Genomic DNA, 24,828 nt, shown 5'->3' with positions numbered 1-24,828 from the left:
CAACAACAATCGTTACACCAAACTTTTAGGGACATTGTCGTGACACTATCAGCTCAACATCCATTGGTTGGTGTTGGTTTACGCGAGCCACACATGGATTTCTTTTTGTCCGAGCCTGCGCATTTATCTTGGTTAGAAATTCACAGCGAAAACTATTTTCAACCCAATTCTATCGCCAGAAAGCAGCTTCTCACTTTACGTGAACGCTATCAAATCAGCTGCCATGGGATTGGTTTGTCACTCGGCAGCGTGGCACGAATTAGCCAGCATCACTTAGCTAACTTACAAGCGCTGGTTAACCAAGTTGATCCTATTTTGGTCTCCGATCATTTAAGTTGGAGTGAAAACGGAGGTCATCACTTTAATGACCTATTGCCACTGCCGTATACCGAAGAGGCCTTGAATGTTTTTTGCCGTAATGTATTGGAAGTGCAAGAGGCACTGCAAAGACCCCTTTTGATCGAAAATCCGTCCAGTTATGTCAAATTTAACCACTCGACCATCGCTGAGTGGGACTTTCTCGCCGAAGTGCATCGTCGCACCGAATGTCGCTTACTGCTCGACTTTAATAACATCCACGTCTCAGCATTTAATCATGGTTTCTCTCATCAAACCTATTTGGAAGGTATTCCCTCACAGGCTGTCGATGAAATTCATTTGGCAGGTTTTAGCGTAAAGAAATTGGATAAAGGTGAAATCTGGATCGATACCCACAGTCGCCCTGTGAGTGATGAGGTATGGCAATTATTCGCGGCATGGAGCACACAACATGGCGCACGACACTCATTAATTGAATGGGATCTAGACATACCTAGCCCCGATATTTTGCTGCAACAGGCAGGCAAAGCCAGTTCAATACTGACATCCATTTCAAGCAACACCTCCTCTTCGTATACACACTTACCACGTGAGTCGAGGAGCGCATTATGAAACTCGCGACACTACAGCAGCAATTTGCAAAGGCCTTGCATTATCAAGCCCTGGGGGAGGAATGTGATATTGTGAGCGATGCCTTTAGCGCTGATGAACGCATGCAGATCTATCGCAACAACTTCATTGTGAGTCTCAGTGAAGTGTTGCTGGCGACCTACCCTATGGTGACATCGCTACTGGGAGAAGAGTGTTTTTTACAAATCGCTCGACAACATGTACTCAGCACTCCGTTAACTCAAGGGGATGTCAGTGCCTATGGTGAGCAATTTGATGCCACACTAAAACAGTTTGATACCGTGATGCAGGCCGCGCCTTATATTGCAGCCGTAGCACAATTTGAGTGGGCTCTCGATTGCAGCCAGCAACGGTTTTCACGCCTTCACGCCACAGAATATTCCTTAGCGGATTTAAGCCAACTTTCCGCATCTCAGCATGCAGATATTCAATTTCAACTCCATCCTGATGTGGTGCTGTTCGATAGCCCTTTTGCCATTTATGCACTACAAAAAATCATTCACAACCATAGTAAAGACTTTTCTCAGCTAGACATTCAGCAAGCACAACAAGGCATATGTGCCTGTAACGATAATGGTGAGATCTGGAGCCAAGCGCTCAGCGAACAAAGTTATCAATTATTACTTCATTTGAAGCAAAACCTAACCCTCGGTGATATCGCCCCTGAGTATTTGAGTGCACTAAATCAAATCATTGAGCTCAACATTATTGCGGGGTTTTCGCTATCCCCCCAATTGACGAGTGAATTGGATAAAGGAGAGATCCATGACAACAAATAATATGATTGAAAGCTACGATAGCCTTATCGGTAAACTGCAATGTGTGTTTGTCCCATTATTGTTGCTATTTTGTCGTTTATGGGTCGCTTGGGTATTTTTTAATTCGGGCCTAATCAAGTTTAATTCTTGGGATAGCACACTCTATCTTTTTGAGTTGGAATACCAAGTACCACTTATCCCATGGGAGTTAGCCGCTTATATGGGCACCGCGGCAGAGCTTATACTGCCTGTATTTCTCGCTTTTGGCTTATTCACTCGCCCCATGGCAGCCATCCTATTTGTGTTTAATATTATCGCCGTCGTTTCCTATCCATTGCTGTGGGAGAAAGGCTTCTATGACCACCAACTATGGGGGTTAATGATCCTAATTGTGGTGGTTTGGGGACCAGGCCCTCTCTCTCTCGATAAATGGCTTAAATCCAAACTGCAAAGCTAGACTTTCACCAATGCCAAATAGTAAAAAGCCTTCCAAATGGAAGGCTTTATCGATCTCGCTTGATACGACTCTAAGTCAAATTAGCTGGCGTTAAGCTGTGATACCAGCATGACGTAGTAAAGCATCAATCTCAGGCTCACGACCACGGAAGCGTTTGAATAACTCCATTGGTTCTTCACTGCCACCCATCTCTAAGATGTTATTTAGAAAGCTCTTACCGGTTTCTGGGTTAAAGATGCCTTCTTCCTCAAAGCGAGAAAAGGCATCCGAAGAAAGAACTTCTGCCCATAGGTAGCTGTAGTAGCCCGCGCTGTAACCGCCAGCAAAAATATGGCTAAAGCTGTGCGAGAAACGGTTCCATTCCAAACTTGGTAATACCGCGACTTTTGCTTTCACTTCCGCAAGAGTTTCCAATACGCGAGGGCCGACTTCCGGTTCATATTCAGCGTGCAGAGTAAAATCGAACAAGCCAAATTCTAGCTGACGCAAAATAAACATCGCCGATTGGAAATTTTTCGCCGCCAACATTTTATCTAGCATCTCTTTAGGCAGAGGTTCACCGGTTTGATAATGACCAGAAATAAACGCTAAAGCTTCTTCTTCCCAACACCAGTTCTCTAAAAATTGGCTTGGCAATTCAACCGCGTCCCAAGGCACACCATTGATACCCGATACTGCACCGGTACTTACTTGCGTTAGCATATGGTGAATACCATGACCAAATTCGTGGAATAACGTCACCACCTCATCATGAGTAAACAGCGCTGGTTTATCACCAACAGGGCGGTTGAAGTTACACGTTAAGTACGCCACCGGTGTTTGCAAATCACCCGATAGCGTCACACGACGACCACGACAATCATCCATCCATGCGCCGCCACGCTTATGTTCACGAGCGTACAAATCGAGATAGAAACTACCGCGTAGCGTGCCGTCACTATCAAAGATATCGAAGAAACGTACCGACTCATGCCAGGTATCAACACCTTGGCGTTCTGTCACTTGCATACCAAACACGCGGTGCAGCACTTCAAATAAGCCGCTAACCGCTTTTTGCTCAGGGAAGTATGGGCGCAATTCTTCATCTGAGATTTGGAACAGGTTCTGTTTTTGTTTCTCGCTGTAGTAGGCAATATCCCAAAGATTGAGTTCTTCTACGCCGCACTCGCTTTTAGCAAATTGACGTAGCTCTTCTACTTCGCGCTCACCTTGAGGTTTTACTTTGGTCGCAAGATCGTTCAAAAAGCCCAGCACTTGCTGTGGATTTTCCGCCATCTTGGTCGCAAGTGATTTTTCACTGTAAGTAGCAAAACCCAGCATACGGGCCACTTCGTGACGTAGTTTCAATTTCTCAGCGATGATTTCACTGTTGTCCCACTTACCAGCATTAGGACCACGATCAGACGCGCGAGTCACATACGCCTCATACAATTCTTGGCGCAATGCTTGGTTGTCACAGTAAGTCATCACCGGTAAGTATGACGGAATGTCTAATGTGAGTAGGTAACCCTCTAGATCTTTGGCTTGAGCGGCAGCTTGTGCCGCAGCTAATGCGGACTCTGGCATTCCTGCCAATTCTTTCTCGTCAGTGACATGTTTAGTCCAACCCATGGTGGCATCCAACACGTTGTTTGAGAATTGCGAACCGAGCTCAGAATTGCGCTTGCTTATCTCGCCATAGCGACGCTGCTCTTCAACGGGTAAGCCAATACCAGACAATTCAAAATCACGCAGGGCATCAGTAATGGTTTTTTGTTCTGCTTGGTTTAATTCAGCAAATGCTGCACTCGCTTTGATCGCTTTGTAAGCTTCAAATAGACCTTTGTGCTGACCAACCCAAGTACCGTACTCTGACAGTAGCGGCAAACAGCTTTCGTACGCTTCACGTAACGCTTCGCTGTTCATCACGGAATTCATATGGCTCACTGGAGACCAAATGCGGCTAAGACGATCGTCAACTTCTTCGATTGGTGCAACGAGATTATCCCATGTAGGCTCAGTATTACCGGCCAACACTTGTTCAATTTTTTCGCGGCAATCACTAATGGCTTGCTCGACAGCTGGCTTAATATGTTCAGGCTTAATTTGCGAGAACGGCGGTAAATCGGTAAAAGTTAGCAGCGGATTGGACATAAAGCATTCCTTTTGTTGCACAAAGCGAACTGACGAGCTCGTCTTTTATGTAATAGTTACGTCTTAACTAGATATAGGTACATTAAGCGATTTTCAATAGTCACCTTAATGATTATGGTTACAAGATAGTACAAACGTGTCACGGATCTCTTGTTGCTTTGTTACTGCTTGATACAAGCATCTCTACCTGTTTTGGGTATATAATAAGCCATAATCTTAATTGCAATGACCATGGTCTAGATGACCATTTCGAGAGTATCCCTTGCTGAGTTACCGCCACAGTTTCCACGCTGGCAACCATGCTGATGTTGTCAAACATATCGTTCAAAGCCTTATCCTTGATGCGCTAAAACAAAAGGACAAGCCGTTTGTGTACCACGATACACATTCAGGTGTAGGTCGCTACGACTTAACTCACGAATGGTCTGAGAAAACCGGCGAATATAAGCAAGGTATCGCGCGCATTTGGGATCAGGTTAATATACCTGAAGAGATTCGTAGCTATATTGAATCAATTAGCGTCCTCAATAACGGGGAAGCTCTGCGTTACTACCCGGGTTCACCGCGTGTTGCTCGTGCGCAAATTCGCTCACAAGATCGTATGGTTCTCACTGAGCTACACCCAAGCGATTACCCATTATTAGAGCAAGAATTCCATCGCGATCGCCAAGTCAGCATCTATAAAGAAGATGGTTTCAAGCGTCTTATTGCGAGCCTTCCACCAAAAGAGCGTCGCGGTTTAGTGCTGATTGACCCGCCTTATGAGCTAGCGAAAGAGTACCGTGACGTCGTTCAAGCGATTGCACAAAGCCATAAGCGCTGGGCAACCGGTATTTACGCTATTTGGTACCCAGTGGTTAATCGCTGCGATATTGAAGATATGCTTGAAGGCTTGGAAGGTCTTGGTATTCGTAAAATTCTGAATATTGAACTGGGTGTCTCGCCTGATACCAACGAGCGTGGCATGACGGCATCTGGCATGATTGTGATTAACCCACCATGGATGCTAGAAAACCAGATGAAACAAATCCTACCTTTCCTACAAGAAGCTATCGCACCGGCGACAGGCCACTGGAAAGTTGATTGGATCGTTCCTGAGTAGATCGTTCCTGAGTAACAAGCACTCTGTTTTGAGCCAGCCTGACACAGAACACTAAATACGGAACAACACGACGATTGTTTAATAAAAGCTAAGCGGCTCACAACAAATTAACTGAGAATGGATTGAGTTCAACCAATCCATCCTCAATATAAGTTTATAGGTAACAAATTTAAGCAGGGAGCACGGGGCAAATCATTCTGAATAAGTCAGCATTCAGAAACAAATTGATGATTTAGACCTCGCCCTAACAATGATTGGAGAAAGTAATGGCGACTCATTTTGACTATATCTGTATTGGCGGCGGCAGTGGCGGTATTGCATCAGCAAACCGTGCTTCTATGTACGGCGCTAAAGTAGCACTGATTGAAGCTCAAGATCTTGGTGGTACTTGTGTCAACGTTGGTTGTGTCCCTAAAAAAGTGATGTGGCACGGTGCGCAAATCGCTGAAGCAATGAAGCTTTACGCGCCAGATTACGGCTTCGATGTTGAATACAAAGGCCTTAACTGGGGCAAACTGATTGAAAGCCGCCAAGCGTACATTGGTCGTATTCATGAATCTTACGATCGCGTACTAGGCAACAACAAAGTGAACGTTATTAAAGGTTTCGCTAAGTTTGTTGACGAAAAAACAGTAGAAGTAAACGGTGAGCTTTACACCGCTGATCACATCCTGATTGCGGTGGGTGGTCGTCCAAGCATTCCAAATATCCCTGGCGCTGAATTCGGTATCGACTCTAATGGTTTCTTTGAACTGACCGAGCAACCAAAACGCGTTGCAGTTGTGGGTGCAGGTTACATTGCCGTTGAGATCGCGGGTGTTTTGAGTGCGCTTGGCACCGAAACGCACCTATTCTGCCGCAAAGAGTCACCACTGCGTACCTTTGACCCGATGATCATTGATACTCTGGTTGAAGTAATGAACGCCGAAGGCCCTACGCTTCATACGCACTCAGTGCCAAAAGAAGTCATCAAAGAAACGGATGGCAGCTTAACACTGCACCTTGAAAATGGTGAAAGCCAAAACGTAGATAGCCTAATTTGGGCGATTGGTCGCCACCCAGCCACTGACGCAATCAACCTGGCATCAACGGGAGTTGAAACCAACGACCGTGGCTACATCAAAGTAGATGAATACCAACAGACTAACGTCAAAGGCATCTACTGTGTCGGCGATATCATGGAAGGTGGCATTGAACTGACACCAGTGGCAGTTAAAGCTGGTCGCCAACTTTCTGAGCGCCTATTTAACGGTAAAACAAATGCGAAGATGGACTATAAACTGGTCCCAACCGTTGTGTTTAGCCACCCGCCTATCGGCACCATCGGCCTAACCACACAAGAAGCGGAAGATCTTTACGGCAAAGAAAACGTCAAGGTTTACACTTCTGGCTTTACCGCAATGTACACCGCCGTCACTCAGCACCGTCAACCATGCAAAATGAAATTGGTGTGTGCCGGTGATGATGAGAAAGTCGTCGGTCTACACGGTATCGGTTTTGCTGTCGATGAAATGATCCAAGGTTTTGGTGTGGCAATGAAAATGGGCGCAACCAAAGCTGATTTCGACTCTGTAGTTGCTATCCACCCAACAGGCAGCGAAGAGTTTGTTACCATGCGCTAATGCGCTTTGATTAACATCAATGCATAAACAAAAAGGGTCATCAACCGTGTTGATGACCCTTTTTGTTCTTTCTTGCATATTCGACGAAGTTGTCTCACATATCGCAGATTTTAGCTCTTGTTATTATACAAATCACTTTAACTGCTGCAGATATTTGTAAACGGTTGGCTCTGAGATATTGAGGCTATGAGCCACTTTGCCCACCGTCCCTTTAAGTAAGAAAATACCTTCGTTATTAAGATCTGTCACAATGGTAATCTTGTCCTCTTTCGACAGATCTTCCAAAGCGACTGGGTAGGCTTCGAGTACTTTCTCGATACGAATATCAACCATCTCTGGAATACTCACTCCCAAGTGTTCATCAACATGGTTCTCTTCAGCCATGTCAGGGAAACCCGAAAGCAAAGAATCTATAAAACGCTTCGCATTAACAAATTGCTCAACCATCATGTTAATGCACAGCGCTCCAACAATTTTTTTCTCCGCATTGCGAATATAAAAAGTCGCACACTTCAGTTTTTTATTGTCTTTCGATAGACCGACATAGTTGCACTCATAGTCTACTGACTTATCCGTCGCAATCGACTTTGCCACCAAGTTGGTAATCGGATCACCCACCACTCTTCCGCTGATATGGCCATTTCGGATCTTATAAATGGAAGCTTCTAAATCTCGCAAATCATGCAAAACCACCTCGACATCTTGTCCTAAAAAATCCGCCAACATATCAACGATTGGTTCATACAGTGACAAATAGTTCATGCCACATCTCCTTAGTATTTTTTATTTATAATAATTTATCACACGCAAAAGCCAAGGCGACACAAAATATAATAAATTCTATTAATTATTCACTTAATCGATCGCAATCACGTTTTTTTGTATAATTTATTAGCCATAATCTGCCGCATAATAAATGTGAAGATAATTTTTTATCAAAATTTAACAACCAATAAGAGTGAAACATTATGTGGAAAAAGCTTGAGCCATACCGCTCATCAATAGTCTTGCTATTGGCACTCATCATAGGCGCGATCTTTGGTATCGCCGCACCTGAAATGGCACTAAAAGTAAAACCAATCGGTCAAATTTTTCTTAACCTTCTTTTCATGGTGATCGTTCCTCTGGTTTCACTCAGCGTTATGTCTTCAATTGCGAGCATGACTGATCTGAAAAAACTGGGCAAAATCCTTGGCCTTGTATTGGTTATCTCTATTGCAATGGCCTTCTTCCCAGCACTGGGTATCGTCGGCATCGCACAGATGTTTGATATCTCTCAAGGTGTCACTATCGACCTAAGCCAAGAGTTTACTGGCGGTAACGGCGGTATGGATTTCGTTAGCATGTTCACGACCAATGACTTTGTTGGCCTGCTATCTAAATCAAACATCCTTGCACTGATCATCATGTCAGTACTTGCTGGTATCGCAACCAGTCAAGCAGGTGAGAAAGGTAAGAAAATCGCTGAACTTATCGATGCTGCAAATGCAATCGTAATGAACATCGTTGGCCTAATCATGAAGCTTGCTCCAGTGGGTCTAGGCGCATTCTTCGCGGCGACTATGGCTTCACAAGACAGCTCAATCCTTGCACCTCTTGCAACCGTTATTGGTCTACTTTGTGGCTATATGGCGGTTTACTACATCGTTGGTGCATGCGTTTACTCATACATCGGTGGTGGCGTAAATGGCGTGAAACAGTTCTGGAAATACGCGGCTGCACCTTCAATTACTGCACTAGGTACTTGTTCATCGCTAGGCACGCTGCCAGTAACGATCAAAACCGCTGAAAACATGGGCATCCGCAAAGATATCTACGATATCTGTATCCCACTGTTCGTAAACCTAAACAAATCTGGCGTAGCAATCACTGCAGCAATCAAAGTGGTCTTCATCTACGCAGTATTAGGCCTACCATTCACTTTTGATGTATTTGCTATGACCATGGTTATCGCAGTGCTATCTGCCATTATCATCGGCGGTGTACCGGGTGGCGCTTTCCTAGGTGAAATCTTCATCGTAACCACATTGGGTCTGCCACTTGAAGCCATCCCAGTATTGGTTGTAATCGGTACGGTATGTGACGCTCCAGCAACGGTTCTAAACGTCGTTCATGACTTAAACGCAACACAAATCGTAGAACGCTTCATGGGTAAAGAAACACAACCACAAGAACAATCTCAACCTGTTGAACAACTGGCATAGGACACAGAAAAATGACAAGCAAAAATATCGAAACAAAATTAGTTAACGCTGGCCGTAAATCACGTTTCCTACAAGGCTCTGTGAACCCAGTGATCCAACGTGCATCTTCATTAGTATTTGAAAGTGTTCAACAGAAAAAACACGCTACTGCTAACCGCGCAAAAGGCGAATTGTTCTACGGTCGTCGTGGCACTCTGACTCACTTTGCTCTACAAGATGCAATGTGTGAATTGGAAGGAGGTGCTGGCTGTTACCTATACCCTTGTGGTGCTGCAGCCGTTTCAAACGCTATTTTGGCATTCGTTGAGTCTGGCGACCACGTTATCATGACTGGTGCGGCTTACGAGCCAACTCAAGATTTCTGTAACATAGTACTGAAAGGCATGGGTGTAGAAACCACTTACTACGATCCAACTATCGGTGCTGAAATCGCTGAGCTAGTAAAACCAAATACAAAAGTATTGTTCCTCGAGTCACCAAGCTCTGTCACCATGGAAGTACAAGATATCCCGGGTATCGTAAAAGCCGTTCGTGCGATTTCAGAAGATATCATCATCATGATCGACAACACATGGGCTGCGGGTATCCTATTCCCTGCACTTGAGTACGGTATCGACATCTCTATTCAAGCAGGCACCAAGTACATCGTGGGTCACTCCGATGCGATGTTGGGCACCGCTGTGAGTAACGAACGTTGCTGGGATCGCCTACGTGAGCGTTCATACCTAATGGGTCAAATGGTTGATGCTGATACCGCTTATGTGGCACTACGCGGCTTACGCACCATGGGTATTCGCCTAGCACAACATGAAAAAGCCAGCATCGAAGTCGCGCAATGGCTAGCAGAACGTCCAGAAGTTGCCGTGGTTAACCACCCTGCACTGCCAAGCTGTAAAGGCCATGAATTCTACGTTCGTGACTTCAAAGGTTGTAACGGCCTATTCAGCTTCGTACTGAATAAAAAATTAAACCAAGAAGAGCTAGAAGCGTATCTAGATAACTTTGAGCACTTCTCGATGGCGTACTCATGGGGTGGTTACGAGTCTTTGATTCTAGCGAACCAACCTGAAGAGCTAAACGCAATTCGCCCAGCTAACCCTGTCGATTTCGAAGGCACATTAGTGCGTATTCACATTGGTCTAGAAAACGTATCAGACCTAATCGAAGACCTAGAAAACGGCTTTAAGCGCGTTTACTAATTATCACTTTGGCACCATCTCACGATGGTGCTTTTTCGGAGTTTCCATGCAAGTAGTATTTTCAGACCAAGCCCCAGCGGCAGTTGGCCCATTCTCTCAAGCGATCAAATCGAACGGTATGCTTTACCTTTCAGGTCAACTACCTCTCGATCCTGCAACGATGAAGTTCGCTGCAGATGACGTAACAGGCCAAGCTCAACAGATCTTCCGCAACATTAGTGCTGTGCTAGCAGAAGCGGGTAGTGAAAAAAATCATGTTGTGAAAACAACAGTGTTCCTTTCTGACATGAATAACTTTGCCGAGTTTAATGCTGCTTATGCCGAGTTCTTTGGTGAGCACAAACCTGCACGTTCATGTGTAGAAGTCGCTCGTCTGCCATTAGATGCTCTGGTTGAAATCGAACTGATTGCTGAACTGTCATAATTATTAGTAACAGCTTAATCATCTTAAAGAATTAGAACATATCTATATCAAGCCACTACCCCCTAGTGGCTTTTTTTGTACCAATTGAATGCCACACTACCTTGCTAAATAAAAACAAATACTTACCAAACCGACATTCTGTATATGAAACAAGATCCACCAATAGCACTTTAGTGCGAGATGATTCAATTATCCCTACTAAAGTTTTCACTTGTCATATTCCCTTTACCATTTCGTTCTTAAACTATTGCATGCATCTGTTTACATATGCCTTTAATAAACAATGACGTAATGGATTTTGAGGAAAAACTATATGCGCAACTGGAGCCACCTATCAATACGGACACGTATCTTCGTCAGCTTTTCACTCTTAACACTTTTAAGCGTTTCCAGTGTCGCCACTTATTTAGCAAATCATGACTATAACCAACAAAAACAAATCTTGCTCGAGCAAGTGATTCCGCAACAGCTAGATAGCTTGGGAGACAAAATCACTAACTCATTTTTACCTTCCATTAACTACGCTCGCGTACTAACAGAATCACTCGAAGTCTCCCAATGGTTATATTCGCCTTATCTGGTCGCTGATGACTCAGTGATCACCAATAGCTTCAATCACATCAAAGCCGTTTCCGATGCCGATATACTATTTTTAAGTGCTCAAAGTGAATACGGCCAAGAGTACTTCAGTGAGGCGGGCGGCCAATTCAAGCGCCAATTATTAAAAGATTATGCTAACGGTAATTTCTACGATGCCTTCGTGGCCACCAATAAAGAATACGATCTCAACCTCGATGTGGTGAACGGCAATAAGTTTTTATTTATTAACTATCGTAGCCAGCAGAACAAACCCAACTCGAATGAACCATTGGTGGTTGCGGGCCTTGGTGTCAATGTCAACAGCATGGTAGAAATCATTGAAAGTCAATCCATAGGGCAACATGGACACGCACTATTGGTTGATGAATTTGGCAACATCAATGTTGCTCCAACGAACAGCGTGATTAACAACGACAACAGCCAAATGGCTTTTACCGGCTTACTTGATAAGAGCCGAGAATTTCAGTTAGAGACTCGCCAATTAAATGGCAAAGAATATTTCATTGCAACGCAATGGGTTCCGACGATTCAGCGCTTTATGGTACTCGAACTACCAACATCTGAGCTAATGGCACCCATGATAGCTATGGCATGGAAAACGCTAGCGATCTCTGTCAGTGTTGCCGCTATCGCGCTGATTGTGATGTTCTGGCTAGTTCGCGCACTCATTCAACCACTGCATCAATTAACCGATGGAATCAAAAACACAGCCTCGCAGCTTGATTTAGCCCGCCATATTAAGGTCAATGACAATGCAGAAATTGGCGAGGTAGCCCAACAATTTAACCAGTTTATAGACAGCTTAAAATGCGCAATGCAGCAGGTTAGGCAAACCACCGAAAGCTCTGTTAATGCAGCGCAAATCCTGAAATCCAATTCTGATCAAGTCAACCTTGCTTCAGAAGAACAGCAAGGGTCACTGGATAATATTGCCGCGACTACCCAACAAATTAACGTCGCACTCGACGGTTTGGCACATTTCTGTGATGAGATAAAAACCGTTTCTCAAAATGGCCAAACATCGCTTGGTCGCACCGAAGACACGATGAACAGTAGCGTCAACAGCACTCTACAACTGCAAACGGACATGGAAAGAAGTCAGCAAGACCTCAACGACCTCAATACTCATACCGATCGAATTCTAAAAGTATTGGAAGTGATTAGTGGCATTTCAGAGCAAACCAATTTACTCGCCTTAAATGCCGCAATTGAAGCGGCTCGCGCAGGAGAGCATGGCCGTGGTTTTGCAGTCGTCGCTGATGAGGTGCGTAGCTTGTCTCAACGAACCCATGACTCAACCAATGAGATCCAAGAAATCATCAACAGCTTAATGTCTGCGGCCACCAATGTGACCCAGCAAATGGAAGCAATTCAACAAAGCAGTGAAAGTAGTCTGACGGAGCAACAGCAAGCAGCCGAATCATTAACTGAGCTTCGCTCTGATCTGAGTAAGCTATTTGATATGAACGCCAAGATAGCGCAGGAAACACGAGAGAGTAGCAATAGCCTCAATGACATTAGTAGCAACATTGAAAACATTGTCGCGCAAGGCCACCAGCGTGAAACCTTACTCAATGAAAGCCGCCAAGCGAGTACTATGATTGTTGACTCAATGCAAGGCTTAACCGCCGATGTAGAAAGGTTTAAGGGGATCGGTTAGCACTCGCTAAAAATCACCAAAAATCCTTTCACTTCAGCAAATAAAAAGCCAGTAGCATCACGCTACTGGCTTTTTATATTTTTCTTTAATTAAGAAGCACGACTTCTATATTAAATTAGATTTTTTGCATCGTTACGGTTGCTGTTTTCGCTCCAGCATCATTTAGCGTATAGCGAGTAAGAACCCCGCGATCCCAGTTTTGACCTGCTGGAATATAACTAAAGCGGTTAATCTTGAATGAATCAGGTTCAATCTCTGAATCGCGATCATTCCAACGAATCGTAGTGTTTAGCTGATCTAATGTCGCTTTTGATGCACCTGCCGCATTAGTTGCAAACCACCAGTAATCTTTTTCAGCCAATTGTTGATAAGTATATGCCGTTGACTCTAAGGCTTCCAAACGACAGCTGCCATCAAAACCATTAAGTTCCTCCCCACTCATACTCAAACTTGTATCAGTAAAGACATATGTCGCTTTCGCAATTAAGTCACAATCAGGGCGAGTTTCAATAACTTTCCATGTGCCTTTGAAGTCAACATAACGATCATCACCCGCTTTCTCCACCGGATACATAAAGCTAATATCTTCCGCTACACGTCCAGGATGATTATTAAGGTATTGCTTACTACGAACCTGAACATATACATCCGTGATTGGATCATAAGAGCCAGAGATAATTTCTTTTAGATCAGTGTCGCCATCTTCACGGTTAATCACTGCATACTTTGTTAGTTGCTGTTCGGTACAGCTCTTTTCTGCCATACATTCGTATGCACCACCCATCGAAGCTACACTATCGTCGCCCTCACCTTCCCAGCTGTATTTTTCATCCACTTGAGAGACTGCCGTTGGGTCAGTCAAGGAATATTCATACACTGGACTATCACTCATATGCTCAACTGATAAATCAACATCAATATGCGTACTTCCATCACACGTTGGATTTTTATTATCTGCTTCTGGATCATCCCATCCAAACTCACCACCAGATTTCACACAACTTAAATATTGTGCAGCATAACCACTACTGATACTGCCATCATTTGAGCCTTTCAAAGCGACAAAAGAATCTTGCTCAAGCTTGAATGTTGAAGAAGAAAGCCCAGCTGTTTTATTAAATACGTCATCACCTAGCGTGCGATCGGCATGAATGACCAATTCATAATTTCCGCCTTCGCTTTGTCTAATGCGCTGAACAGCAGAACGCTCAACAAACGTCCAGTTGGAACCTCTTGCCCAGTGAGTCAGATTAACATCAGAACCACGATTAGTTAGCGTTGCTAGAGAGCCTGCGCTATCAAAGTGAGTAAGAGCAACCTCAGCAGTCACCAATGTTTTATCGCTAGGTAATGCAGCCAAGAAAGCATCGACTGCAGCTTTACCTTTTTCGCTATCTAAATCATCTAATTGGATTTTTTCGAGTAATACGCCAAGAGTTCCATCATCAATCTGAATTTCACTAGGGATAATAATCGCAGAATCATCAGAATTAGTATTAATCGTTAACAGTAAACGAGCCAAGTTAACTGCGCGGTCTTGTGTACCTACCGCTTCATAGGGAGTAATAACTTCGCGGCCAGAAGAACTACCTAGAACTAAGCCACCATTACCATTACCTAAAATAAAAGTAACATTAGGATTATTTTGATCAATCGAAAAGGAACCGTCTGTATTAGTAAATTCACCAACGTTCTCTAGTGCACCTTTTACAAAGTACAAGCCCTCAACTTTAGCATCGATAAATTTTCCTTCTGTCGGCACTGCAATGACGGCCTTTTTCGCCAACTCAGTGCTACCGCCGTTATTTCCATTGTTATCACTGCTGCTATCGCTACCACAACCAACTAGAGCCAATGCAACTGACGTTGCTAAAAGTGTTGCTTTCAATTTCATTATTATTTTCTAACTATATATGCTCACAAAAGTGTGACACTTGTTCCAAAATGCCAACACGCTCGCACGCGAGTTTATTTGCGTCAGAAAAATCCTACAAGCAAAAAGAATACGTAATAGATTGAAAATAAACCAATTTTACCAAAAAAATGCAAGATATGTGAGCGAGCTCATAAGCTGATTTTTTCTATAAAAAAATCTTTGAATCGTATTAATCAAACTTATTGATATAATTGAAATTAACTGTGTGTAAATATCGTATGAAGATGGAGGGGGAACACTTGTCATACCACACGAAGATAGCTATCGCATGGTATGACTACCTATATTTAATCACTTCACACACATCACGTTCAGTAGTGATGAGCCTTTTATATGGTTGGTTTTACCGTTGGTAAACAAGCCAGTGCGCTCTGTGCCCCAGTAAGGCAAGTGGATTGGCCATTGCTCACCCACCATCAATTTCGCCTCTAGCAAGGTTTGCCATTGCTCGGCATTAGGTAATTGCATTCCGATCTGCTGGCACAATTTTGCCGCACCTTCAAAGTTCAAACGGTTCCATGGCATTTCATACTCCATGTAAAACTGCTCATCACTAAAAATCATATATGGCACTTTATATTGGGTACCATTGATCACCGCTTCACGGCGAATAGTGACTTTGGTCTCAGTCGGCTTTGGCATAATAACGGCGGCAGCAGGTTTTGGCTTAGCGATAGGTTTTGCTGCAGGGATCACTGTGGTCGATTGCTTTTTCTCTGCGACTTTCTTCTCTGTATTAGGCTGAATTACCGTGGATTGAGTAACGATAGGCTTTACACCTTTCGGGGTCGCGGCGGCGCCCTTCACCACTTCACGAATAAAGGCCTGTTGATAAGGTTTGAGTGTTTTTACCGCTTTTAGCTCTTTGCTGGCTTGAGCAAAATCATTGTACGGGCCAATTAAACAACGCGCATTACGGCCTTCGATTTTTCCCCAAACATCGGTGCTGATCTTTTGATAAATCACCTTCGCTTCATCCACACTCAGTGGTTTGGACAACACACCACACTGAATCCAAAAAGTTGACTCACTGCCTTTAGGTTGTTGTTTACCCCACAATCCATTGCCGATAGGGCAAGCTTGATCGAGCAATGGCAGCTCTTTCGCGGAGCTTTGCGTTGCATCGCATAAAAATTGCTGACTATAACTGGTTGAACTAAAGAACGTCATCCCTAGTGCAGCAGAACAAAGCAGGATTGAAAGCGGCTTCACTGATAAAGGCAGCAATTTTATATCCATAAGAGTAAACAGACCTTAGTTGTTATTGATTTGACGGCGGGTTACACGTGACGCATGGTTCCGATACAGCAAAATAAAACACCAAAAATTTGCTGATATCCGATCGCACTCCCCAAACTAACAAACATTGCCATTATTGACGATTTACTGTTGAGAAAATGTGAATGCAAAAAAAGAGCCGTAATTTAATACGGCTCTTAGTGTAGAGAGTTTGTTATAGGTAAATCTTAGGCTTAGATCACCTTTTGGACTTTCATTGCCCGCTAGGTTGACGACATTGGGCAAATAAATCCAAGTCGGACTGATATACCTCAGTTTCAACATCCATAATGCCAAGCAAGGAATGAAACAGATTATCATGAGAATAGTGGCCAGATTTTTCCGCCTGCTGTTTCAAACAATCATAATGAATCGTTTTCAATTGCTTAAAGCCCGGTGACATCCAAACGATTAAGGGCACCGTGGTCTGATAATCAGGTGCAAGTGCATACGGCGCACCATGTAAATAGAGACCATCTTCCCCTAAAGACTCGCCATGATCCGAAAGGTAAATCAGCGCGGTGTTGTACTTGTCCTCTAACCCCGTTAAACGTTGAATTATTTGGCTCAGTACATAATCGGTGTAGCGAATACTATTATCGTAGCTGTTAACGATCTGCTCATTAGTACAGTTTTCAATATCGGCTCGCGGGCAGTCTGGCTGAAACACGGCCATCTCTTTTGGATAGCGCTTATAATACGTGGGACCATGGCTACCAATTAAGTGCATGGCCAGTAACCGATTACCCGATTGCTTATCAATATTTTTTGCAAAATCCTCTAGCAGTACCATATCGTAGCAAGTATTACCGTCACATTGCTGATCAACACGCGTTCGGTTCATCATTTGCTTTTCAATATGTTTCGCAACCCCTTTATCACCACCATCATCGTCCTCCCATACCATACCAATCCCAGCACGCTTAAGAATATCAATCACGTTATCTTGATTGTTGGCAATGTCATGATCGTAATTATCATGAGTCAGGTTTGAGAACATGCACGGTAAAGAAACCGCGGTAGCCGTACCACATGAACGCACACCTTGATAAGAAATTACATCCAATTTAGCCGTAAATGGATTGGTTTGGCGCGGATAGCCATTCAATTGATAATTTTGCGAACGCGCGGTTTCTCCAACCACCAGTACCACTAACGTTGGTTTTGTCTTCGCCATCGCCAACGCTTGCGGTGACTGATGAGCATCAAGACCCAACTCTTTATAAGGCATTGGCGTGGTGAAATAGGTATGTTTGAAGTATTTAAACGTACTGTAGACAAACTGGGTGGGAACAATCTCTCTCTTTAAATAGCTATTGTTGCGACCTACCGAGGCGTAGTCTTGATAGTACACAGCGGCGATGGCAATGATAACGACTGCTGCCATCAGCATCGACAACAACTTTTTACCTATAAGTGTTAATAAAGAATCTGATTGAAAAGAAACACTCATGACAAAAATAGCTGGGATGATACCTAACACAACCACCCACGCCGTGGAATAGAAACTCAAATAAGAGCCCGCCTCACTGCTGTCGGTTTGCATGATATTGGTGATCATATCGGCATCAAACATCGTCCCATAATTAAAACTGGCATAGCTCACCAGCGCCGAGCAAATCAACAGAATGATAAAGAAAGGTTTGCTGATATAAGGCCAGCTAAACAGACTAAAAATCAGCGTCAATGCCGCCCAGAAAAATAGAGGAACGGTAACAATAAAGCCCAGCTTTACACTCTCCATCTGAGCAAAAATATGATGCAGTTCTTTATAGATAGGTAGGTTGAGCACAACCGCGAAATAAAACGCGAGTATCACGGTAAAGCTCGCGTAACTCATCTTAGTTCGGAACAGGTTCGCAAAACGATTGAGTAAGCTTTTCAAAGTATACCTCCCACAATCGATACCCAAGTAAACGCAGCCAATAGCAAAGCAATCAATACCGCAGCTGAACCAATATCTTTTGCTCGACCACTCAGCTCATGCCATTCAGAGCCCACTCTATCCACCACCGCTTCAATGGCAGAATTAAGTAACTCAACAATCACCACTAAGGATACGCTCCCTACCAACAATATTTTTTCGACCGTACTGACCGGTAAAAAAGTCGCGATAAGCACGGCAATAATCAATAAAACACACTCTTGGCGGAATGCCGCCTCATTGCGCCAAGCCGCTTTTAACCCCTGAATGGAATATCCAGTGGCATGCACAATACGACTAAACCCTGTTTTACCTGGCTTCACTCTCATTCCTTATTATTGTGGTTATTCTTCAACAACAAATACAAAGGCAACGATATACCTTTACGAAGTGACATATCAGACACTAATTTCAACTAAAGTTCGAAGTTAGTTAACACAAACAAAGTTTTCAAAATTAAGCATAGGCGAAAAAAAAGCCGCGACAGAGCGCGGCTTAGTAACACGAAGCTAAGTTAAAGTGACTTAGCCTTTATAGATTTTCGGGTTAAACACATCTCGTAGCCAGTCACCCAGCAAGTTAATCACCAACACCAAGGTAACCAAAACAATGCCCGGGAAGGCAGTAATCCACCAAGCACCAGAGAAGATGTAGTTAAAACCAATGCTAATCAACGCCCCCAAGGATGGTTGGTCAACCGGTAAGCCCAACCCTAGGAAGGAAAGTGCCGCTTCCGACATAATGGCGTTTGCCACCTGTACTGTCGAAATAACCAAAATCGGTGACAAACAGTTCGGCAGAATATGACGGAACATGATACGAGGGGCTTTAAAGCCCATCACGCGCGCCGCTTCGACATACTCTTTCTTCTTCTCTGCCAATACTGAAGCGCGAATGGTACGAGCATACTGCGGCCATTCGGCCACACCAATAATCACCACCAGCATGATCACCGCGTATTGGTTGTAGAAATCACTACCAAAACTGGCTTTGAAAATTGCAGAGACAATAATCGCCACCATCATGGTTGAAAACGAGAGCTGTACATCGGCAAAACGCATCAAGAAGCTATCAACACGGCCACCAAAGTAACTCGCTGACAAACCAATAATAATACCCAAGAAAAGCTGTAGGCCGACGGCTAAAAAACCAATCGTTAGTGATAAGCGAGAACCGTACAAAATAGTCGATAAGATATCGCGGCCTTGCTCATCGGTACCTAAAACAAAACGCTCTTCACCATCCTTCATCCATGACGGTGGCAGTTCCGAATCCATGATATCAATCGAGGTCAAATTATAGGGATCGGTTGGCGCTAAAATCGGCGCTGCTAATGCCAACACCAAAAACATCATAAAGACGGTAAAACTTGCCATCGCAACTTTGTCACGCTTGAAGTAGTACAAGAAATCCGAATTTTTAAAACGTTGCCATACCGACGGTGCTGCAACAGGAGCATTGGAAATATTCGTTTGGCTCATGACTATGCTCCTTTTCCGGTCAAGTTAACCGTTGGGTTAATAATGCCGTAAAGCAAATCAACGATGGTATTGGTGACCACAAAGATCAAACCGACAAAGATGACATAAGCGGTAATTAGAGGCGTATCAACACGGTTAATCGCTTCGAGGAAAAGAAAACCGGTACCCGGCCATTGGAAAACCGTTTCTGTCAAAATGGTATAAGCCACCATGGTGCCAATCTGTACCCCACCGACGGTAAGAACCGGTAGCATGGTATTTTTCAACGCGTGTTGGTAATAGATTTTGTTTAGGTTTAGACCTTTCGCTTTGGCAAATTTAATATATTCCGAACTCAACACTTCCAGCATTTCTGAGCGCACAAGACGGATAAACAACGGCAACATAATGGAAGCCAATGCGATACACGGCAAAATAAGGTGTCTCAAACCATCAATGGTGAAAAAGCCTGATTCCCAGCCTAGGACATTGGCAGTTTCTCCCCGTCCATAGGAGGGCAGCCAGCCAAGCTCAATAGAGAAGACATACATCAGCATGATTGCGGTTAAGAACACCGGAATCGATATGCCGACGCTACTCATCGCCATAACAAATTTGGTAAAAATACTCTTAGGATGAATGGCAGAGTAAACCCCGAGCGGGATTGATAACGAAATGATGATCAGTGTCGCGCCAAACACCAATTCCAACGTTGCTACCAGCTTATCTAAAATAACATCAACCGCTGGTCGCTTGAAAAAGTAAGATGTACCTAAATCCCCTTGTAGCGCGTTGCTAACAAAGCGAGTGTATTTTGTGATAAAGGGATCGTTTAGGCCTAATTCATCACGCAGCGCTTGGCGCTCCGCTTCTGAAACTGACTGACCTACAAGCTCACGCAGCGGGTCACCCAGATTGTCCTGAATGGCAAACGCCACCAAACTGATCACAAACATCACTATCAGTGCCTGATACAGGCGCTTGACCAGAAACGAAAACATTCCTTGCCCCTTAACTGTCCATAGTTCTCTAATTGAAGTACTCATCGACCAACAAATCAGAGTAAACATTCAGTCTGCAAAACAACTCAATCCGACTGAAACAAAATTGAGTGAGTGTCGAGTAAGGAGGGCGTCATGCCCTCCTAATGACTACAGTGTGTGATTATTCAACCACTAAGTCGCCAAAGTAAGGCATAACCATTGGGTTGACGATATCTGCCGCTTTCACGTTAGATTTCGAGCCCCACGCTTCACTTTGCCAATGCAGTGGAACAAACGCCGCATCGTTATACAGCGTCGCCTCTACACCTTTTAGCATCGCTGCACGCTTCGCCGGATCGGTTTCTACGTTTGCCGCTTCTACAACCGCATCCATTTCAGGATTTGAGTAGTAGCCACAGTTGTATTGGCCTTTGCCAGTTTCCGCATTACGCGTCATAGTCAGGAATTCGCTAAGGTTCGCCGAATCTTCTGTATCTGAGTGCCAACCGATCATCAACATGTCTGCTGCACACAGATCAAACTCAGGCCAGTATTGCGCTTTAGGCATGGTTTTCAGGTCAACCTTAATACCAATTTTCGACAACATTGCCGCAGCCGCTTGCGCGACTTTCGCATCGTTCACGTAACGGTTATTCGGTGCAATCATGCTCAACGCAAAGCCGTCTTCGTAACCCGCTTCCTTCATCAGCTGTTTCGCTTTTTTCAGATCGTAACGTGGAACCAACGATTCATCATGGCCCACATAACCCGCAGGGCTTTGTTGACCCGCGGCAGTTGCGAAGCCTTTCATGATTTTTTTCACGATGCCTTCGTTGTTGATCGCGTGCACGATTGCTTGACGCACACGTACGTCTTTTAGCGCTTCATTACTGTTTTGGTTCATTTGGAACGAGATAATGCGCGTACCAGGAAGAGTGACGAGATCAATACCTTCCGCTTCTTGTACTCGCTTATGGTCGTTTGGCGCCACTGGGTGAATCATATCCACCCCACCAGAAAGTAAGGCTGCCACGCGTGTCGCGTCTTCTTTGATTGGTACCAAAGTCAGTTTATCGACGTTACCTTTTGATGCCGTATCCCAGTAATCATTAAAGCGTTCAAATTCAACTTTTACGCCTTGCTCGCGTTCTGTCACGATGAACGGACCAGTACCAGAAACATTGGTCGACGCAAATGAGTTACCGTGCTTCACCACTTCAGACTTGTCTTTACCATCGGCGGTGTCACCTGAGTAAAACTTGCTATCCATTGGGAAAATGTAAGTCGCGGTTTGCAGTACCAATGGGTATGGACCTTTGGTGACGAGGTCAAAAGTGTAATCGTCCACTTTCACAATCTTCTCATACGGGTCGAAGATCGCTTTAAAATCTGGCGAGCTTTGTAGGCGGTCAAACGTCCAAACCACATCATCTGCAGTCAAAGCATTACCTGAATGGAACTTCACCCCTTCACGCAATTTGAAACGCATGGTTTTATCATCAATACGCTCCCAGCTTTGCGCAAGGCGCGGTTCAAAATCCATCTCTTGAGTAAAGCGAACAAGTGGATCAAATACCATGTGTGACATTTGCAGCGTACCGCCAGATAGCTGCTCATGCGGGTCTAACGATACAGGGTCAGCTGCGTAGCCAACTTTGATATCTGCCGCCATTGCATTAAAGCTTAGACCTGCAGCCATTAGCGCCACTGCTAATTTGCTTTTCATGGTTTTCATTGCATAACTCCTTATGCGGGATCCAATCCCTAGTTGTTGTGTTTGCATCTATTTGATTTGATAGCTAAGCGGTGACTTTGCTATCGGCGGCTTGTGCCGTTTCTACTTCTTCTCTTAAACCAGTAAATTCTGGCATTAATGAAATCAATTGTTTGCTGTAAGCATGCTGAGGCTGAGTGAATAACTGCTCAGTTGGAGCCACCTCTAATAGAGTCCCCATTTGCATCACACCTACGCGATCGCACATTTGGCGAATAACTGGTAGGTCGTGGCTGATAAACAGCATGGTGAGGTTGAGCTCACTTTGTAAATCTTTCAGTAAGTTAAGAATTTGCGCCTGTACCGATACATCCAATGCCGAGGTCGGTTCATCACAAATAAGTAAGCGTGGACGCGTTGCCAATGCACGAGCGATAGAAATACGCTGGCGCTGACCACCAGAAAACTCATGTGGGTACTTCACCCCAGCCATAACGCCCAAACCAACGTGATCCAAAAGATCGTTAACGATCTGTCGCGTTTCTGTTTCATTGCGCGTGAGTTTATGAAAACGGATCGGCTCGGCGATAATATCGAACACTTTCATGCGCGGATTCATCGAGGTATATGGATTTTGGAACACCATCTGCATTTGACGACGGATCGGACGACGCTCTTTTTCTGAACGCAGTGATGTTAGATCAATACCCTCAAACGTGACGCGTCCTGAATTGGGCGTATAGAGACCGGCGATAACACGAGCAATCGTCGACTTACCAGAACCGGATTCACCCACTAAGCCAAATGTCTCACCTTCTTTTACTTCAAAACTAACGTTATTCGAGGCTTGTACATATTCTCGACGGCTTTCAAATAAAGAGTCTTTGGTGATGAAGCGCAGATTGACGTTTTCCACTTCCAGCAAAGCGCCACGATAATCTCGTTGATCTTGGCTTTGGCCTAACCAGTGATTTTTAATATCCAGGGGTTGGAGCTCTGACGCTTCTTCGATGTAACTCACTAGCGGGAAGCGATCCAATTTCATGTCCGAGCGTGGTACAGCAGAGATTAAGCTGCGCGTATAAGAATGATCAGGATCACCCAACACTTTAGCCGTTGGGCCAAACTCAACTAAATCACCTCGGTACATAACAGCAACACGATCGGTTACGTTAGAGACCACGCCCATGTCGTGGGTAACCAACATACAGCCAACATTGTTCTTAATGCATAAGTCACGGATCAGCGTCAGGATTTGGTCTTGGATCGAAACATCCAAAGCAGTCGTCGGCTCATCAGCAATGATAAGATCGGGCTCACCAGCAAGGGCAATCGCAATCACCACACGCTGGCGCATACCACCAGAAAATTGGTGGGGATACTGCTTAAGACGGTTTTCCGTCTGTGGTATGCCGACTTGATTCATTAAATTGAGAGCGCGCTGATACGCCTCCTCATCGGAAACCTTCATATTAGCGTGAATGGTTTCTTTAATTTGCTGTTCAACGGTAAACAAGGGGTTTAACGAGGTCATCGGGTCTTGAAAGATAAAACCGATTTTTGAACCACGAACTCGACGCATTTGCTGCGGAGTTAATCCGGAGATTTTTTCGCCCTCTAAAAACACCTCACCATCAGCGATAGTTCCAGGAGGACTAAGTAGATCGATAACGGCATTGCCTACTGTCGATTTACCAGCACCCGATTCACCTACAACGCCGACGATCTCACCACGTTCAATATTAAACGACAGCGACTTAACCGCAGCATGAACACCGTGACGCGATGGGTACTCAATACGCAGGTTTTTTACTTCTAAAAGTGACATTACCAGACCTCTACTGCTTTGACAGCTTTCTGCCCTGTCTGAAAAACTGAATCCATTCATTTACCAGAATATCGTTCTGATATTTATTAGCTGTTCAATTTGGCAAATAATTCACACGAAAGCAACATTTACAGTGGAAAAATTTAGTTTTGCGCATATTTTAAGCAACTAATAATGGCAATAATGCATAAAAATACAATTATTGATAAGAAAAACCCATAAGGAATTACCAGTATTTACTGCTATTACTAGCAATCTACTGATTATTATCTAAATGACCTTAAAATCTCTGCGCATAATCAATCATTTTAGTGAATTAGGCTTTGTTAACAAAAAAAACACATAGCACTGCAATGCGGGTTAATAAGTAAAATTTAGAACCAAATTAAGGGCAAATAAGCAGTGATTAACTTCACACAAACAATGCCATCCAACCTTTAATTCCATTCGTAAAAACTAACTAGCTCAGACGAAAAGCGTCAGTTTTACTGCATGGCTTAACAACATTAAGGAAAATAATAACGACGAGTGAAATAGCGTTAAGGGTGAGATCAGTCGATAAACCACCGTGATAACACCCAGTAAAGAGCATTATATA

At 44.1% G+C, this 24,828-nt stretch carries 19 protein-coding genes; 9 read left to right on the top strand and 10 right to left on the bottom strand.

Annotated features, from left to right (window positions below):
- Window positions 1-39: 39 nt before the first annotated feature.
- From bufB to RH85_RS14185, 3 genes are read left to right on the top strand one after another with little or no spacing between them, the layout of a single operon-like run.
- Window positions 40-930: an MNIO family bufferin maturase gene (bufB, locus tag RH85_RS14195; RefSeq protein ID WP_006713395.1), complete on the top strand. Its 891-nt coding sequence runs from the start codon at window positions 40-42 to the stop codon at window positions 928-930.
- Window positions 927-1,727, top strand: a complete 801-nt coding sequence (locus RH85_RS14190) for an HvfC/BufC N-terminal domain-containing protein (protein WP_006713394.1) — start codon at window positions 927-929, stop codon at window positions 1,725-1,727. Before bufB ends, RH85_RS14190 begins: the two co-directional genes overlap by 4 nt.
- Window positions 1,714-2,163, top strand: a complete 450-nt coding sequence (locus RH85_RS14185; protein ID WP_006713393.1) for a DoxX family protein — start codon at window positions 1,714-1,716, stop codon at window positions 2,161-2,163. Before RH85_RS14190 ends, RH85_RS14185 begins: the two co-directional genes overlap by 14 nt.
- Window positions 2,164-2,253: 90 nt before the next feature.
- Here RH85_RS14185 and prlC read toward each other — a convergent pair whose 3' ends face one another.
- Window positions 2,254-4,296 (bottom strand): oligopeptidase A, encoded by a 2,043-nt coding sequence (gene prlC, locus RH85_RS14180; protein WP_006713392.1) that lies wholly within the window; start codon window positions 4,294-4,296, stop codon window positions 2,254-2,256.
- Window positions 4,297-4,558: 262 nt separating this feature from the next.
- On the opposite strand from prlC, the gene RH85_RS14175 reads away from it, so the two are divergent.
- Window positions 4,559-5,398: a 23S rRNA (adenine(2030)-N(6))-methyltransferase RlmJ gene (locus RH85_RS14175; RefSeq protein ID WP_006713391.1), complete on the top strand. Its 840-nt coding sequence runs from the start codon at window positions 4,559-4,561 to the stop codon at window positions 5,396-5,398.
- Between the two features lie 266 nt (window positions 5,399-5,664).
- A complete protein-coding gene (gene gorA / locus RH85_RS14170; RefSeq protein WP_006713389.1) occupies window positions 5,665-7,020 on the top strand; it encodes a glutathione-disulfide reductase in 1,356 nt (451 codons plus the stop codon).
- A 132-nt stretch (window positions 7,021-7,152) separates the two neighbouring features.
- On the opposite strand, the gene RH85_RS14165 is transcribed toward gorA, so the two are convergent.
- Window positions 7,153-7,782 (bottom strand): helix-turn-helix transcriptional regulator, encoded by a 630-nt coding sequence (locus RH85_RS14165; protein ID WP_006713388.1) that lies wholly within the window; start codon window positions 7,780-7,782, stop codon window positions 7,153-7,155.
- Window positions 7,783-7,988: 206 nt separating this feature from the next.
- Here RH85_RS14165 and RH85_RS14160 point away from each other — a divergent pair, with 206 nt between their 5' ends.
- From RH85_RS14160 to RH85_RS14145, 4 genes are all read left to right on the top strand, one after another.
- A complete protein-coding gene (locus tag RH85_RS14160) occupies window positions 7,989-9,224 on the top strand; it encodes a dicarboxylate/amino acid:cation symporter (RefSeq protein ID WP_006713387.1) in 1,236 nt (411 codons plus the stop codon).
- 11 nt (window positions 9,225-9,235) lie between these two features.
- A complete protein-coding gene (gene metC, locus RH85_RS14155) occupies window positions 9,236-10,423 on the top strand; it encodes a cystathionine beta-lyase (protein WP_006713386.1) in 1,188 nt (395 codons plus the stop codon).
- Between the two features lie 46 nt (window positions 10,424-10,469).
- Complete coding sequence (locus RH85_RS14150) at window positions 10,470-10,847, top strand: RidA family protein (RefSeq protein ID WP_006713385.1); 378 nt, start codon at window positions 10,470-10,472, stop codon at window positions 10,845-10,847.
- A 313-nt stretch (window positions 10,848-11,160) separates the two neighbouring features.
- Entirely contained in the window at window positions 11,161-13,107 is a 1,947-nt protein-coding gene (locus RH85_RS14145; protein WP_006713384.1) for a methyl-accepting chemotaxis protein, read from the top strand.
- A 115-nt stretch (window positions 13,108-13,222) separates the two neighbouring features.
- Here the strand turns inward: RH85_RS14145 and RH85_RS14140 are convergent, their stop codons facing one another.
- The 8 genes from RH85_RS14140 to RH85_RS14105 form a co-directional block, all read right to left on the bottom strand.
- Window positions 13,223-15,001: a hypothetical protein gene (locus tag RH85_RS14140; RefSeq protein WP_006713383.1), complete on the bottom strand. Its 1,779-nt coding sequence runs from the start codon at window positions 14,999-15,001 to the stop codon at window positions 13,223-13,225.
- 333 nt (window positions 15,002-15,334) lie between these two features.
- Window positions 15,335-16,282 carry an SPOR domain-containing protein gene (locus RH85_RS14135; protein ID WP_006713382.1) on the bottom strand — a complete coding sequence of 316 codons (948 nt, stop codon included), beginning with the start codon at window positions 16,280-16,282 and terminating at the stop codon, window positions 15,335-15,337.
- A gap of 253 nt (window positions 16,283-16,535) precedes the next feature.
- Entirely contained in the window at window positions 16,536-18,161 is a 1,626-nt protein-coding gene (locus tag RH85_RS14130) for a phosphoethanolamine transferase (RefSeq protein ID WP_050799200.1), read from the bottom strand.
- A 41-nt stretch (window positions 18,162-18,202) separates the two neighbouring features.
- Entirely contained in the window at window positions 18,203-18,568 is a 366-nt protein-coding gene (locus tag RH85_RS14125) for a diacylglycerol kinase (RefSeq protein ID WP_006713380.1), read from the bottom strand.
- A gap of 201 nt (window positions 18,569-18,769) precedes the next feature.
- Complete coding sequence (locus tag RH85_RS14120; RefSeq protein ID WP_006713379.1) at window positions 18,770-19,726, bottom strand: ABC transporter permease; 957 nt, start codon at window positions 19,724-19,726, stop codon at window positions 18,770-18,772.
- Window positions 19,727-19,728: 2 nt separating this feature from the next.
- On the bottom strand, window positions 19,729-20,706 hold the full coding sequence (locus RH85_RS14115; protein ID WP_006713378.1) for an ABC transporter permease: 978 nt from the start codon (window positions 20,704-20,706) through the stop codon (window positions 19,729-19,731).
- A gap of 163 nt (window positions 20,707-20,869) precedes the next feature.
- Entirely contained in the window at window positions 20,870-22,423 is a 1,554-nt protein-coding gene (locus tag RH85_RS14110; RefSeq protein WP_006713377.1) for an ABC transporter substrate-binding protein, read from the bottom strand.
- 64 nt (window positions 22,424-22,487) lie between these two features.
- A complete protein-coding gene (locus RH85_RS14105; RefSeq protein WP_006713376.1) occupies window positions 22,488-24,230 on the bottom strand; it encodes a dipeptide ABC transporter ATP-binding protein in 1,743 nt (580 codons plus the stop codon).
- Window positions 24,231-24,828: the final 598 nt, after the last annotated feature.

It is taken from the genome of Vibrio ichthyoenteri ATCC 700023, assembly GCF_000222605.1.
Lineage (GTDB): Bacteria > Pseudomonadota > Gammaproteobacteria > Enterobacterales > Vibrionaceae > Vibrio > Vibrio ichthyoenteri.
Note: the sequence above shows the minus strand (reverse complement) of the source record. Positions and strands in the feature narration are given on the sequence as shown.